Source organism: Paenibacillus sp. FSL M7-1046 (assembly GCF_038007405.1).
Lineage (GTDB): Bacteria > Bacillota > Bacilli > Paenibacillales > Paenibacillaceae > Paenibacillus_AQ.
In genome coordinates this window covers 6,801,786-6,816,616 of sequence record NZ_JBBOXB010000001.1, presented here as the reverse complement: position 1 = coordinate 6,816,616, position 14,831 = coordinate 6,801,786, and the positions used below count along the sequence as shown (strand labels likewise).

Here is a 14,831-nt window from a genome sequence, read left to right as displayed (position 1 = left end):
AAGAAAACACCTTGCGCGAGTAAGCGGATTCAATGTATCATGGAATTGATTAGAAAAGACTTTGTTCCATAATCAAGTTGCGGAGGGATTCCTATGTCCAGTAACAATGCGGCAATCGTGGATATTGCCCAAACGGCAAGCCAGTTCAACTCTTCTATCGTTCTTCAAGCGGACAACAAGTATATTGATGTTAAGAGTATTCTTGGGTTGTTCACTACTCTGGTCTCCAGCCAAAGCTACGAGCTTCATGTTCATGGCACAGATGCCGAAGAAGCGAAAAAAGCAATGAGTGAAGTTTTTGCCAAACACGGTTTGAATTTTACAGTTGTTGCGGAGTAATCTACTATTTCCGAAGACGTCCTGCCCTTGCGGTGGGACGTTTTTATATATATTAAAAACTGAATTCTTGTATTGGGTTCGGATTTCGACTAATATTAAATTAAATAGCATTTGCAGCTGTAACTTTTAGACATGGGGGGGAAAATGCATGACTTCATCGGATTTGCAGGAACAGCTTAATCTTAAAGCGATTACTCTTCTACAAGAAGATGCCGATAAAATTCAGAAGCTCATCGAAGTGCAGATGGAGAATCTGGCGACACGTTACTGCCCTCTCTATGAGGAAGTGCTGGATACCCAGATGTACGGCTTCTCCAAAGAGGTCGATTTTGCGGTCAGAGCGGGACTGGTGCCTGAGCAAACGGGCAAGCTTGTGCTGAGCGAGCTGGAACGCAATTTGGCCGTGCTATACGAGGCTCTGAATAAGAAGGCGGAAGAGCGCGAGCTGTAAGCCAAGTCTCTAACCATTTATAAAAACGCACATGAGGACCGCCGGGCCGCTCATGTGCGTTTTTTGTTTCGTATGAAGTGTAGCAGCTTCTGGGGGGCGTCAACCTTATACCAGGTAGAAAGAGACACCTAGAATCATATAAACAACGAGCAGCAGAAGTCCTTCATACCAGTTGGTTGCACCGTCCTGTATGATCGATTTAGCGATAAACACTGAGACGGCGATGGCAACGATCTCGATGATGGTGAACACAATATCCATCGTATCGCCCATAAAGTAGCTGGCAAAGATCAGAACGGGGGCTACGAACAAGGCAATCTGCAGGCTGCTGCCGACGGCGATCTCCACGGCGGCGCCGATCTTGTTCTTCATCGCCAGCATGATTGCGGCACTGTGCTCCGCGGCGTTACCGATAATCGCCACAAGGAATGCACCGACGAACAGCTCACTGAACCCGAAACGTTCGGTTAACGTCTCTAGCGTCCCGACCAGCCATTCACTGACGAAAGCGACCATCACTGTAGCCAGTACAAGATAAAGAATGGATTTGTTCTTCGACCAGGCGGGCGCGTGCTCGTTCGGCAGCTCTTCGTCGCCGTCCACAGTGACATCCTCCAAGTATTTCTTGTGTGTTATCATGGAGAAGACCAGCCAGGCGATATACGCAGCGATAAGCAGCCCTGCGACAACAAGACTTAGCACGTCGGTGTCCTTCTCCGTGATGGAGTGGGTGTTGAAGAACATGGCGGGAACAAACAAGGCAATGACGGCCACGATCATCAAGGAACCGTTCAGTCCGGCCAACGTGACATTGAAATTCTGAACCTTGAATTTCATGCCGCCGGCAAAGATGCTGAGCCCGAGAACGAGCAGCAGATTACCGATGATCGAACCGGTGAGAGAGGCTTTAACCATGTCATACAGCCCTTCCTTGACCAGGAAGAAGGCGATGATCAGTTCGGCCGCATTGCCGAAGGTTGCGTTAAGAAAACCTCCGAGCCGCTGACCGGCGTAGTGGGCTACGCTTTCTGTGGCCCTTCCGAGGAAGCCTGCCACAAAAATGACGGCGATGGCAGATACCACGAACTGAAGGGTGTGGTCCCAATCTGCATAGTGACCAATTGCGCTAAGTAGGAAAGTAATGACCATTAGCGAAGGTGAAATCCATTTTTTCAAGTGTGGCACACTCCAGTCTTGTATATGTAGGTTGAATTCATAATTCAATATAACCAAATTGATCCAGTGTGTAAACGGGCATGATAGAAAGTCATTTGCTTTTTAGCCTGTTTTCGAATTACAATAATTGATAATGAGTGTAGGGGGGATATGGCATGGCGGAACAACTTCAATTGGAAATGGGAAACATACGGATATCAAATGATGTCGTCTCGAAAATTGCCGGCTTGGCTGCCTTGGAGACTCCGGGAATTGCGGCCATGTCAGGCGGCTTGTCAGAAGGCTGGGCTAAGCGTCTGAGCGGTAAAAACGTGCAAAAGGGTGTTACCGTTGAAGTGGGACAGCTTGAAGCGGCAGTTGATTTGCGTATTATTGTTCTCTATGAAACTCCGATTCACGAGGTATGCCGGATGCTTCAGCAGAATGTGCGCGAAGCAGTAGAGAGCATGACAGGGCTTCATATTGTTGAGGTTAATGTCAAAGTGGAAGGCGTAGCCTTCAAGAATGACGAAATTTCGTAAGCGGTTATTCCCGTCTCTCCAGTGAGGCGGGGGGCATGACAAAAAGGCAGTCCGGGAGGTTCTCTCCGGACTGCCTTTTTGTAAATATAATAATTTATATGCTTCACGCTATAAATTATCCTTCTATTTCTCGCTGAAACGGATACCGTCCTTTTGAGGACGGAGAAGTCGTTTCCACTTGATTTAACCAAGATTTCCTCCTATGTACCCTTAGCGGGCCCGGACACCTCTGACAGTGGTCACGGATTTCGTGACCTCCTCCTTGGCGGGACGGTTGGTTTCTCTCGAAATGCTGAGCATGATTCCCATGCACAGCATGGAAACAAGCAGAGAGGAACCGCCATAGCTGATGAAAGGCAGGGTTACCCCCGTCAACGGAATCGTCTTCGTCACCCCGCCGATGTTGACAAAGGCCTGGATGGCAATCAGTCCCATGACTCCGATGCCGACGAGTGTGCCGAAGGGATCGGTGCACCTGAGTGCAATCAGAATGCCTCGCCAGATAAAGTACAGATACAGCAGGAGAAAGATCGAGGTTCCAACAAACCCCAGTTCCTCCCCGATTATCGCAAATATAAAGTCAGTATACGGATATGGCAGGTAATGAAGCTTCTGCACGCTTTGTCCAAATCCGGAGCCTGTTGTTCCGCCTTCTCCGAGGGCAATCAAAGACTGCATGATATTATAGCCGCTGTCTGAAGCATCTTGAGAGGGATCCAGGAAGGCTGAAATCCGGTCTTTTCTGTAATCATTGGCGGCTATGTTCTCACTTGTAGGCGGGGACAAGGAATCAATCGCTGTCTTTGCCCCCATGACAAGTCCAACCCCCAGCACTAGCAAGGCGATTGAACCGAGAATATGCTTCATACTGGCCCCCCCGGCATAAATGACAAGCCCGCTGGTAGCCACCAGAATAAGACAGGAGCCCAGATCCGGCTGCATCATAATCAGACCGGCCACAATTCCCACAATGACCATCACCGGAATATAACCGGTGCGCAAATCCCTCAGCCGCTCGCCTTTTTTGGAAATGAGTGCAGATAAATAAAGGATAATTGAGAGTTTGGCCAGCTCGGTAGGCTGGATGCCCAGCTTCCCGATGCTCAGCCAGCTTTTTGCACCGTTGATACGCTCCGCGAAGGCCACTGCAAGCAGCAGAATCAAGGTAAGGATGAAGATGGGCACGTACCACTTTTTGAATTTGCTGTAATGGATATTCATGACCGTAAACATGACGATAGTTCCCAGTATGACAAAGACAACTTGTTTTTTTACAAAATACAACGAATCATTGCCGAATTTTTGACTGGCCAGAGTGAGACTGGAGCTGGAGCTGAAAACCATAACCAGTCCAAAGCCGACAAGGAGCAAAGTGAGAATAAGCAGTTGGAAGTCGGGTGTTCCTCTTTTGGGCAGGCTGACTTTTTTGGTTGTCTTTCCCTTTACGCTACTCAAGCTTCCAACAGCTCTTTCAGTTCAAGTATCCGCTTAGCGGCAGTGTCCAGTACAGGCTGCGGCACAGGGGATGTATACTCCAGGCCATGGGGAAAGGTTGCTTTGCCCAAGTAAACGGCTTCAATGGTAAGTATGGTATCCGGCTTCTCCAGCTTTCCTTCGACAGCGCGCGTATTGATCCGCAGGAAGTATTCTCCGCCGTTCTGCTGATCTTCGATCTTACAGTCGTAAGTGGCGCGATAGTATTCCCATTGCCAGCGGATGAACCCGGCCTTGGCCGCGCTTTCGTCCAGATAGAGAAGATCGCTTTTCAATCCTACGAGGCCCGTGTTCTCAAATATCATAGCGCACATATCCCCTTTATGAAGTATAATGATTATTTCTGATCGCAATTATAGACGTCTACCTCATGATAGTATGTTTCCCAAGGTTGCGCAAGGGCAGGCGGGGCCTGGAGATACCCACTTTTTTGCGTTTCTGCTACAATAAAAGAAATATAGCTCTTTGCGGCCGGGATATGAAGATGCGGAGCGCTTGCTGTCTTGGCCGGAGCGGGTTATCGGGAGAAGGGAATGGAGCGAATATGGACAGGTTAGCAATCGAACAGCTGCTGCCGGAAATGGTGAAATGGCGCCGCCATCTGCACCGTCATCCGGAATTGTCGTACCAGGAGAAGGAGACGTCAGCTTATGTAGCGGCCAGATTGGCCGAATTCGGAATTGAGGTCAGAAGAAGCGGAGCCGGTTATGGACTGACAGGAATCCTTAAGGGAACGCGGCCAGGCAAAACAGTGGTCCTGCGCGCGGATATGGATGCCCTGAATATCACGGAGGAGAACGGCAGCGAGTATGCCTCACAGAATACAGGGGTCATGCATGCCTGCGGCCACGACGGGCATACAGCCATGCTGCTCGCCGCTGCTTCGTATTACAGCACCCGCCGTGAAGAGATCACAGGAGAACTGCGGTTTCTGTTCCAGCCGGCGGAAGAAATTTGCCCCGGTGGAGCGCAGGGCATGATAGCCGAAGGGGTACTGGAGGGGGCGGACGCTATCTATGGCCTGCATCTGTGGACTCCGCTTCCACTGGGCACCATCGGCAGTGCCCCCGGACCGCTAATGGCTTCTGCCGATGAGTTTTTTATTGATATTGCCGGCAAAGGCGGACACGGCGGCATGCCCCATCGCACCATCGACAGCATTGTGGCCGGTGCAGCGCTTGTCACTGCACTGCAAAGCATTGTCAGCCGTTCCGTTGATCCGCTGTGTCCCGCTGTTGTCAGCGTGGGAACGATCCAGGGAGGCTCTGCGCAGAATATCATCGCGGAACGCTGCCGGATAACCGGAACGGTGCGCGCGTTTGATGAGGAGACGCGTTATTTAATCCGGCGGAGAATCGAAGAGCTTACAGCCTCTATAGCCGCAGCATATGGTGCGGAATCCAAGATCGACTACCTCATGGGTTACCCGCCGCTGGTCAATCATGAAGCGGAATTCAACCGCTTTTTCCGGGTGGCTCCTGAGGCACTAGGTGATTCCGCAGATGTTATCCTTATGGAGAAGCTTATGCCGGCGGAGGATTTCTCGTATTATGTCAAAGAGATTCCCGGCTGCTTCATCTTTGTGGGCGCAGGCAATCCGGATAAAGGGGCGGTTTATCCGCATCACCACAGCAAATTCGATTTTGACGAAGAGGCCATGCTGCATGGCGCCAAGCTGCTGGTGGCAATGGCTGATTCTTGTCTGAACGAATAATCTTTTACCGTATAATTTGAAGACATTGAGGAAACCCTACTCCCGTATAACATAGCGACATGACAGGAGGAAGGCTTCTTGAAGACAGTCAAAGAGGTAATGACCACGCACACAGCGACGGTTACACTGCTCGATAATGTATATGAGGTTGCCGTCAAAATGAGAGACTATGACACCGGATTTGTTCCCGTAGTTGATTCTAATGACGGAGAAACATTGATTGGCGTAATTACCGACCGGGATCTCGTGCTTAGAGGTTATGCGGACAAGCATTCCGGATCAACCTCCGTGGAAACGGTGATGAGCAAAGAGGTCATCACTGTTTCCGAATCTGTATCTGTGGACGAGGCGGCTGAACTCATGGCTTCAGCACAAGTTCGCCGCCTGCCGGTGGTCCAGGGGAAGAAGCTGATCGGCATCGTATCGCTCGGCGATTTGGCGGTGAAGCGTATCTTCGCGGACGAAGCGGGAGAAGCGCTGAGCGAAATTTCGCAGCGGCAGCTGCATTGATAAGATTACAAGGGAAGCTCATGTCCGCTGGTGCGGAGATGGGCTTTTTCCGCTATCCTGCGGGCGGGATACGGGATACATACCCCAACTCAGGTTGAACATGACATAAACACAGGAGGGATTCGATGAATGGAACAGGGGCCTGCATCACCCGGAAAGATCGGACAATCCTGCTGGATTGCGCTCATCCCGGGTTCGAGGCGGCAAGAATTGCACTGGCGGATTACGCGGAGCTGGTCAAAAGCCCTGCCGCCTACCACACCTACCGGATTACACCATTGTCGCTCTGGAATGCCGCCGCTTCCGGTCATACAGCGGAGAACATTATTTCCAGCCTGAAAAAGCTCTCCCGCTGGGGGCTTCCTGCCGAACTGGAGCAGGAGATTGGTGAGCTGATGTCCCGGTACGGCAGCTTGGAGCTGTATGCTCATACGGGGGATCCCCGCTATATTATTCTACGTGCCATTCAACCCGGACTGCTGGATGAATTGGAAGTGAACCAATCCTTACAGGCGTTGGGTCTGCGGAGGCACCTCCCCCAGGAAAGCGTCTGTCCCGCTGAACAGCGCGGGATACTGAAGCAAGAGCTGACCAGGCTGGGCTATCCTGTGCTGGATTATGCCGGTTATCGTGAAGGGCAGACTTTAAGTCTCGCCTGGAGGGGAGCAGAGGGGCTGGAACTGGGGCTGGAACCGGGAGCCTCATTCGGACTTCGGGATTATCAGCAGGAAGCTGTCCGTATGTTTCGGGGGATTGGGGGCACGGGAGGCAGCGGTGTTGTCGTTCTGCCCTGCGGGGCGGGCAAGACGGTTGTAGGTCTTGCTGTGTTGGAAGATCTGCAATGCGAGACGCTGATTCTGACTTCAAGCTCTACCTCCGTAGGACAATGGCGTGATGAACTGCTGCGGTGGACGAATCTGGATGCAAATGCCGTAGGGGAGTATACCGGTGAGAAAAGAGAAGTACGTCCAGTCACTGTGGCCACTTATCAAATACTGACGTTTCGCCGGGCCAAAGACGGACCGTTTCTGCATATGAATCTGTTTAATGAACGGAACTGGGGACTGATCATTTATGACGAGGTCCATTTGCTTCCGGCTCCTGTATTCCGGGCTACGGCGGATATACAGGCGACCCGCCGTCTGGGGCTTACTGCCACGCTTGTCAGAGAAGACGGGCGGGAAGGGGATGTATTCTCCCTCATCGGGCCGAAATGTTATGATCTGCCCTGGAAATCGCTGGAGAAAGAGGGCTGGATCGCCGCTGTGGATTGCATAGAGATGTTGATACCCATGAACTCCGGTTTAAGGAGCAAATATATCTATGCTGGCGGAAAAGAGCAGTTTCGGCTTGCTGCCGGGAATCCGGCCAAAGCAGCGGCTGCCGCTAAGATCATTAAGTCCCATGCCGGTGCTGCTGTACTGGTCATCGGCCAATACCTGGATCAGCTGGAGCAGCTGGCCGAAAGCCTGCAGGCACCCTTGATCACTGGGAAAACGCCACAGCGGGAAAGAAGCCAATTGTATGCTGCCTTCAATGAAGGGCAGCTGCCGGTGCTGGTGGTCTCCAAGGTGGCCAATTTTGCCGTGAATCTTCCGGATGCCTCGGTGGCGATCGAGGTTTCGGGAGCCTTTGGCTCACGGCAGGAGGAAGCCCAGCGGTTGGGCCGGATTTTGCGACCGAAGCCGGGTGAGAATAAAGCGTATTTCTATACACTTGTCTCGGAGGACAGCAGAGAACAGGATTTTGCTCTGCGGCGGCGGCTGTTTCTGACCGAGCAAGGCTACGATTACGCCGTCAGAGGCGTGGACACGCAAGAGGAGGCGGTTTTATGAACGGGTTATCGCCCGAAGCGCAGGAAGTGTTGAAAATGATATGCGCGGTCCATGCGGCCCAGCCCTTTGCGGTAGAGAAGGCAGACAGCTTGCGTCCTGCCACCCTGTGCCGAGCCGAGCAGCGGCTTGCACTGAAGGAGCTTCGTCAGGCTGGAATGCTGGAGCTGCGGCAGAAAATATGGGGGGAGAAGCTGTATCAAATTCCCGTGCGGCAGCTCGCAGCTATCCACCAGCATTTCTTCTCCATGAGCCCGTTGCCAGTGGCAGGCGACAGGGTAATGCTCAAGCTTGGCGCAGGCAGCGGATTGCCGGGTGAGCTGTTTCGTGCGTTGCTGTTCACAGCGCGTGAAGGATTGCCTCTGACTGCCAAAGGTGTGATCCACAAGAAGAATATCAGCCGTCTGACAGCACTGCTCTCTTTGCGCGAAGAGCATTTACGGGGTTTGATTCCCGGCGATGCTTATGCTGAGCCCCAGCCTCTGACAGCCATGGTTATGGTTGATCTTATGCTCATGCTTGGACTGATCAGCCGGAAGAGTGAGGCTTATGTGCTGGAGATAGAAAGGCTGGATCAATGGTTTGCGCTCAATGAGCCGCAGATGAACGATATTTTGTATAACCTGATCTTGAACCGCTACGGCTTGCAGGAGCCAGTCAGGCAGCATTTTCGATACTGTATTTCCGCTGGAGAGTTCGCGCCTGGTCAATGGTTCTCCCTGCCGGATATTCTGGACAGGTTGCATAAGTTAAATCTTGCGGCAGATTATCCTGAAACAGGAGTGGAAGCCTCCTGTCTGGCATGGTTTAGCTGTCTGGCCGGGTTTGGCTGGTGCGAGCTGGGGTATAGTGATTACGGGGACTGGTGCTTCCGCTGGACGGACTCCAAGCCTTCGTCCGATCCATGCGGGGAAGCAGGAGACGGCTGCGTGAATCTGTTCACTGCGGATAGGCCAGCTCCCGGCTGCGGGACAGTGGAAGACCTGAATGCTCCAGCGCCCGTGGAGAAGCAGATATTACAAGATTCCTCCCTTCAGTCGTTTATTGTTCAGCCGGATTTCGAGGTGCTGGTGCCGCCGGAAGTGCCATACACTATCCGCTGGACGCTTGGCGGTTGCGCGGAGCTGCTGCATAGTGATGATCTGTGGAGCTTCAGGCTGACCCGGGAAAGGCTGGAGCATGCCGCTGAACAGGGACTGTCGCCAGAGACGGCGATTTCCTGGCTGGCTTCCCATGCACAAGGGGGATTGCCGGAACAGGTGGACCTATCTTTAAGACAGTGGGCAAAGGGGATTGGCCGAACGGCATTCTCCGAGGTGATTCTGCTATCCTGCAGCAGTGAGGCAGATGGAGCGGATATTGCCGCCCATCCCCGGCTTGGCGGCAGCCTCACCCGTGTAGGTCCGCTTCATTTTATTGTGCAGGGTGATCAGGTGGAGCAGGTGCGCAAGGAGCTTGCGGCAGCCGGAATGGCCCCGCCGCGGATCATCGGCGGCAGGGAAGGTAACGTAAAGCAAAAACTATTTGATCTAGGCGATCCCGGCCTGCCATTGGCTGACTTCGTTCTCCCGTCTCCGGACCCCAAGCGGGGAATCCTTGGCGGGGAAGCTGTTTATCAGCCCTTACCGCTGTCCTCAGCTGAAGTGGAAGAGAGCAATTGGACAGGTGAAGAAAACGTTCCGCAAATGTGGATCAAGGAATGGCGGAAGTATCACAGCTCCACGGCCCAAAAGGTGATGGAGCAGGCGCTGAAGTGGGGAATTAAAGTCCGGCTTTCCATAAGAGATGAAGTTTGCGACTTTATTCCCGGGCGGATCAGCGGACATCCATGGAGAGTCTCCGGATGCCTGCTGGATTCCGATTCACAGATTCGTGATGCGGAAATGGAACTGGACCCGGGAGATTGGGATGAAATGAAGCTGTTGATTCCTGCGGAGCTGAGAAATTCTTCTTCTGCTGGAGCAAGTGGTTATGTTATGATAAGGTAGTCTACTGTGTACGGTAGAACATTAACGTAGAAAAGAGTTGAAGTTCATGAGCGTAGCGGAATTGAATACGGTCGATATGACCGAAGTGCTGACATACGCCTATGAATTAGGCGACATGATTAACCAATCGGCCGAAGTGTCGGATTACTTATACTGGAAAGGCCGGGTAGATTGCAACCCGGAAATCCAGGCCATGGTCAAACAGCTGCAGAACAAGAAGGAGCTGTTCGAAGAGACACAGCGGTTCGGACATTTTCACCCGAACTATCATTCGGCCAAGGATGAGGTATCGCGGGTGGAGCAGGAACTTGAACAGTTCGAGGAAGTTGCCCGCTTCAAGCTGGCCGAGAAGACGCTGGACGATATTCTTCATTCCATGTCGGAAGCGATTGCGTTCTCTGTATCGGAGAGCATCAAGGTTCCAAGCAATGACCCGAATCCTAAGGGCGGCGGATGCGGCAGCGGAGGCAAATGCTCCTGCGGATAAGCGCCTCTGAGGGGGAGAGAAAGAAAGGCGGATGAGCTAATGTTTGCGGAACGGACAGGATATATCGTATGGGTTAGCGACGTTAAGGCGGCGCGTAATCTGGAGAAATATGGAACACTGCATTATGTATCGCGGAAGATGCATTATGCGGTCATGTATGTGAACGCGGAACGCGCCGAGGAAGTTATGAAGAATGTCCGCAGACTTTCCTACGTGCGCAAGATTGAAAGATCTTACCGCAATGAGTTGAAGACGGAATACACCAGTAACGGACCGGACAAGTCCCGTTATTACGGATTGTAATTCCTGAAGCTGAAACTCTCGAAGGATGACAGGCGCCGCTGGCGCCTGTTTTTTTATGCGCTCGGTTTGGCTTTCCACTTAATCCTTTGCCTGCTGTTGCAGGCAGAGGTTTTTTTGTTGGCGGGCTATATCAGTTGAACTAAAGAACTAGCTAGAGGCTAAAGCAGCGGAGGGGAAGTTTGGAACTGTAGGAGCGATAGCGACCGCCTGAAAGCTTTCCGTAGGAAAGCTCGCTTCGAAAGCATAAGCAGTCTACGGATTTCAACCGCGAATAGCGGTATAAATCAAGAAATCTGTAGACAACAGCGGCCGGAAGTCCAAACATTCACCGCAGTTGCGTTCTATACCGGCCCGGTAAATCTAAAGTTCAACTTATATAACTTGAAGTCTTTAGCGGTCATATTAAAAGGGAAATAGAGCGTGTAGGACGGTCACTTTATCGCTGCTTAATATTTCCTGTTTATACTCGGAAGAGAGTGACAAAATTCACGTAGAAGAGCATATAGGTGATATGATGACCAAAGCGTGGGCAATGCCCCCAAAATTAGCAGTGATTTCCCAATACCTTCAGCATCTCAATGGAAGGATGAGAGGTGAAATCAAGGAACTGGGAAGATTGACCGCCTTCCTGGATATTATGAATAACAAACGGCTGGATACTTTTTTTCAACCGATACTGCAGCTGTCTTCCGGACGGACCATCGGACATGAGGCACTGAACAGGCCTCCTGGCTCGGTACATTTCCCGACTACAGAGCATTTCTATGAGTTTGCCGGACGGACGGAGCAGATGTTCCGCTTCGAGCAGGATTGCCGCAGGCTGTCGCTTTCACGGTATGTGGAGCGGTTTCCGAAATCAGGTGTGGAAAGTGAACGGCTTGTCTTCATCAATGTGCATCCGGGGGTGCTGAATGATGCCCGCCATAAAAGCGGAGAAACCTTGGGACTGCTGCAGGAGCTCGGGTTGTCACCTGAGCGGATTGTCTTTGAGCTGACCGAAAGGCAGGCTGTACAGGATTATGTAGGCTTTGAAAAAGTGCTGTCCCACTACCGCGAGCAGGGCTTCCGGATCGCTGTCGATGATGCCGGCTCCGGGTATAACAGCTTGAAGACACTGGTGTATTTAAAGCCGGAATTCATCAAGCTGGACAAGTCTCTGATCCACGGCATTCAGGGCAACCGGGAACAGCAGGAACTTTTGGAGCTGGTCCGGGAATACGCCGAACGTTCATCGACCCGGGTGATTGCCGAGGGAATCGAGACAGCCGGGGAGCTGCAATTTTTGCAGCAGGCGGGGATTGAATTCGGTCAAGGGTACGCTCTGGGCAGGCCCGTCCATCGTCCCGTGCATGGATCGTTCCCCTCCGATATCATTAAAGTTCCGGTGAGAGGAGGCTACAAGCATGTTTCTTCAGATCGGTGAAATCGCGGAGCAAATTCCGGAGATTTCCCCTCATCATAAATGCGAATACGTGGATCAAATATTTAAAAGCAATCCCCAGCTCCAAGGAGTAGCGGTAACCGAAAACGGGCATCCGGTTGCATTAATTATGAGGATCCGATTTTACCAGCAGATAGGCACTTTATACGGTTATACGCTGTATATGGGAAGAGCGGTTTCGCTCGTGATGGACAGAAATCCGCTTGCCGTAGAGTACAAAACACCGATCACCGAGGTCAGCAGGCTGGCAATGAACAGAAATGAAGAGAATCTTTATGATTATGTGATCGTTATCCATGAAGGTGTAATGTTCGGAGCCGTGAGTGTAAGAGATTTGCTGCTTAATTTTGCCGAGATTCAGGCTGTAGCCGCCAGTTTTCTGAACCCACTTACCGGTCTGCCGGGTAATCTGAGCATCAATGAATCGATGGTGAAATCACTGCTGCAGGAGCAATTCAGCGTACTTTATATTGACCTTGACCATTTCAAAGCTTATAACGACACCTATGGATTTAAGGAAGGGGACCGGATGATTCAGGCGACTGCGGAAATTTTAAAGCACTGTGCGCTGCGTCTGGAGGGCTTTTTAGGGCATATCGGCGGGGATGACTTTATCATTTTCATCAATAATTATGATTATGAGGATTGCTGCAGGATCATTATCAGGGAATTTGAGACAGCGGTGAAGGGCTTTTATCATACCGGCCATCTTGCACAGCAGTATGTGCTGACTGAAAGCCGCTCAGGAGTGATGGAAGAAATTCCGCTCGTCTCGATTTCCATCGCCATAGTGACCAACCGCTTCCAGCGTTTTGATTCCATCGAAGCCATTTCGGGTGAGGCGGCGCGGATCAAGAAAAAATGCAAAATGATCAAAGGCAGCAGTCTTGTGGATGACGCAGACAGAATTGCAAGCGGGTCCGGCAACTAACACTGGTATTTCGCATTCGCTGACTAGGGGCGTGCTTGAACAACCCGCGTCAATGCGGTAAGATTGACAACAATAAGAGAGCATGCCAAGACCCTTTCGGTGGAGTGTGATGATAATGCATGGCAAGGGGATGGAATGGTGGGGGGCGTTTGAACCCTTCCACATCATGCTGAATGACTACAGGGTCGCTGATATTGTGATTACCAATCATGCCAAGAGCCGCTATCTGGACCGGATTAACCCGGAGAGCAGTGACAGCGGACAACTCAGTGCATGGATGTGGCAATGCCTGAAGCAAAACCGGATCAAACCTTACCAGCAAAAGGAGCATAACGCGTATTTGATTGACGAGGATACGTTAGTTATTGCCGAGTTTAGGGAACTGGAAGATGTAACGAGCCTCTCCGGGCGTCCGCTGTATGTTATGGTAATCGTATCTTATCTGGGGCGGATCTCCGCGACTCCCCAACTGCGTGACCTGCAAGCTTATTATTCGCGTCTGCGCAACTCGCGCCGCATGAAGCTGATGAAGAAGCGCCGCAAACGCAAATAATGCACAGCAATTACAAAGAAGGCATGCGGCGGGTGGCTGCATGCCTTTTTTAGAATAATTTATGATCTATGAAGGGGCTTTGAGTGCATGAATTTTCATCAGCTTCATATTTTTTATACGGTATCTGAACGGGGGAGCTTCTCTGCTGCAGCCCAGACACTGCATATGACGCAGCCGGCGGTAACGATGCAGGTACAGGCATTGGAAGACTATTTCGGAGCCAAGCTGTTCGACCGTTCGAGTAAAAAAATTGTGCTCTCCGAGGCCGGACGGACGCTTATGCCCTTCGCGCTGCGCAGCATTCAACTGATGCGGGAGACGGATCAGGCGATGTCAGCCTTTACCCATATGCTGGAGGGACGGCTGCAGCTCGGGGCAAGCCTGACGATTGGAGAATATGTACTGCCGCGTCTGCTTGGCCCTTTTGGCAAAGCGTATCCAAATATTTCGATCATGATGAAAGTGATGAATACGTCGCAGATCATGGAGGAAATTCACAAACACCAGCTAAATTTCGGGCTGATCGAGGCGCCGGTGTCCCATCCCGACATGGAGATTGAACCAGTCATGGGCGATGAGCTCAAGCTGATTGTTCCCAGTGAGCATCCGCTGGCAGACAGGGATGAAGTTACACTAGAGGAAGCGTTGGAGTATCCGTTTGTGCTGCGCGAACAGGGCTCGGGAACACGACGGGTGATGGAAGAACAGCTGATAGCCAAGGGGCTGGATCCGGCCGCTATGCGAGTTGTGATGGAGCTGGGCAGCACAGGTGCGGTAAAATCAGCGGTGGAGGCCGGGCTGGGTCTGACCATAATCTCAGCCTCCTCGGTTAAGCATGAGGTGACGCTGGGGCTGCTGAAGATTGTGAATCTGTCGGATACTTCTTTTAAGAGACAATTCTATGCGATTCATCTAAAATCAACGCTGCTGCCGATCTCTGCGGTTACGTTTCTGACCTTTTTACGCCAGCACGCGAACGACCAGTAGGCGATTGGGATGGTATTGCGGAATCCCTTGGATGAAGTTTACGAGGAGAGGTATGCGAATAATAGTGGGATAGGGGAGTCTGATGATGGTCATTTTGCTGCGCG

General features: G+C 51.6%; 16 protein-coding genes. 13 read left to right on the top strand and 3 right to left on the bottom strand.

What is annotated here, in order from left to right:
* Window positions 1–93: 93 nt before the first annotated feature.
* Both NYE29_RS30500 and NYE29_RS30495 read left to right on the top strand, forming a co-directional pair.
* The gene (locus tag NYE29_RS30500; RefSeq protein WP_038590490.1) at window positions 94–339 is read left to right on the top strand and encodes an HPr family phosphocarrier protein; all 246 of its coding nucleotides are present in this window, start codon (window positions 94–96) and stop codon (window positions 337–339) included.
* Window positions 340–487: 148 nt separating this feature from the next.
* On the top strand, window positions 488–790 hold the full coding sequence (locus tag NYE29_RS30495) for a YlaN family protein (protein WP_038590492.1): 303 nt from the start codon (window positions 488–490) through the stop codon (window positions 788–790).
* A gap of 105 nt (window positions 791–895) precedes the next feature.
* Here the strand turns inward: NYE29_RS30495 and cax are convergent, their stop codons facing one another.
* Entirely contained in the window at window positions 896–1,966 is a 1,071-nt protein-coding gene (cax, locus tag NYE29_RS30490; protein ID WP_076112038.1) for a calcium/proton exchanger, read from the bottom strand.
* Window positions 1,967–2,121: 155 nt separating this feature from the next.
* Between cax and NYE29_RS30485 the strand changes: the two genes are divergently transcribed.
* Window positions 2,122–2,487, top strand: coding sequence for an Asp23/Gls24 family envelope stress response protein (locus tag NYE29_RS30485; RefSeq protein ID WP_019911482.1), 366 nt, complete (start codon window positions 2,122–2,124; stop codon window positions 2,485–2,487).
* A 210-nt stretch (window positions 2,488–2,697) separates the two neighbouring features.
* Here NYE29_RS30485 and ftsW read toward each other — a convergent pair whose 3' ends face one another.
* Together ftsW and NYE29_RS30475 are read right to left on the bottom strand one after the other, a co-directional pair.
* Window positions 2,698–3,942 carry a putative lipid II flippase FtsW gene (ftsW, locus tag NYE29_RS30480; RefSeq protein ID WP_340898819.1) on the bottom strand — a complete coding sequence of 415 codons (1,245 nt, stop codon included), beginning with the start codon at window positions 3,940–3,942 and terminating at the stop codon, window positions 2,698–2,700.
* On the bottom strand, window positions 3,939–4,286 hold the full coding sequence (locus tag NYE29_RS30475) for a YugN family protein (RefSeq protein ID WP_076112035.1): 348 nt from the start codon (window positions 4,284–4,286) through the stop codon (window positions 3,939–3,941). The genes ftsW and NYE29_RS30475 overlap by 4 nt, the downstream gene beginning before the upstream one ends.
* Window positions 4,287–4,525: 239 nt before the next feature.
* On the opposite strand from NYE29_RS30475, the gene NYE29_RS30470 reads away from it, so the two are divergent.
* The 10 genes from NYE29_RS30470 to NYE29_RS30425 all read left to right on the top strand — a co-directional run bounded on the left by NYE29_RS30470 (window position 4,526) and on the right by NYE29_RS30425 (window position 14,727).
* Window positions 4,526–5,695 carry a M20 family metallopeptidase gene (locus NYE29_RS30470; protein ID WP_340898818.1) on the top strand — a complete coding sequence of 390 codons (1,170 nt, stop codon included), beginning with the start codon at window positions 4,526–4,528 and terminating at the stop codon, window positions 5,693–5,695.
* Window positions 5,696–5,773: 78 nt separating this feature from the next.
* Window positions 5,774–6,205 (top strand): CBS domain-containing protein, encoded by a 432-nt coding sequence (locus tag NYE29_RS30465; RefSeq protein ID WP_340898817.1) that lies wholly within the window; start codon window positions 5,774–5,776, stop codon window positions 6,203–6,205.
* 125 nt (window positions 6,206–6,330) lie between these two features.
* Entirely contained in the window at window positions 6,331–8,040 is a 1,710-nt protein-coding gene (locus NYE29_RS30460; protein WP_340898816.1) for a DNA repair helicase XPB, read from the top strand.
* Window positions 8,037–10,025, top strand: a complete 1,989-nt coding sequence (locus tag NYE29_RS30455) for a helicase-associated domain-containing protein (protein WP_340898815.1) — start codon at window positions 8,037–8,039, stop codon at window positions 10,023–10,025. Before NYE29_RS30460 ends, NYE29_RS30455 begins: the two co-directional genes overlap by 4 nt.
* Window positions 10,026–10,071: 46 nt before the next feature.
* On the top strand, window positions 10,072–10,512 hold the full coding sequence (locus tag NYE29_RS30450; RefSeq protein WP_340898813.1) for a YlbF family regulator: 441 nt from the start codon (window positions 10,072–10,074) through the stop codon (window positions 10,510–10,512).
* 39 nt (window positions 10,513–10,551) lie between these two features.
* The gene (locus tag NYE29_RS30445) at window positions 10,552–10,815 is read left to right on the top strand and encodes a YlbG family protein (RefSeq protein ID WP_020432997.1); all 264 of its coding nucleotides are present in this window, start codon (window positions 10,552–10,554) and stop codon (window positions 10,813–10,815) included.
* A 532-nt stretch (window positions 10,816–11,347) separates the two neighbouring features.
* Complete coding sequence (locus NYE29_RS30440) at window positions 11,348–12,238, top strand: EAL domain-containing protein (protein ID WP_340898811.1); 891 nt, start codon at window positions 11,348–11,350, stop codon at window positions 12,236–12,238.
* Window positions 12,219–13,187 (top strand): GGDEF domain-containing protein, encoded by a 969-nt coding sequence (locus tag NYE29_RS30435; RefSeq protein WP_340898809.1) that lies wholly within the window; start codon window positions 12,219–12,221, stop codon window positions 13,185–13,187. The genes NYE29_RS30440 and NYE29_RS30435 overlap by 20 nt, the downstream gene beginning before the upstream one ends.
* A gap of 115 nt (window positions 13,188–13,302) precedes the next feature.
* Complete coding sequence (locus NYE29_RS30430; RefSeq protein ID WP_340899849.1) at window positions 13,303–13,740, top strand: hypothetical protein; 438 nt, start codon at window positions 13,303–13,305, stop codon at window positions 13,738–13,740.
* Window positions 13,741–13,827: 87 nt separating this feature from the next.
* Window positions 13,828–14,727 carry a selenium metabolism-associated LysR family transcriptional regulator gene (locus NYE29_RS30425; protein ID WP_076111284.1) on the top strand — a complete coding sequence of 300 codons (900 nt, stop codon included), beginning with the start codon at window positions 13,828–13,830 and terminating at the stop codon, window positions 14,725–14,727.
* The last annotated feature ends 104 nt before the right edge of the window (window positions 14,728–14,831 follow it).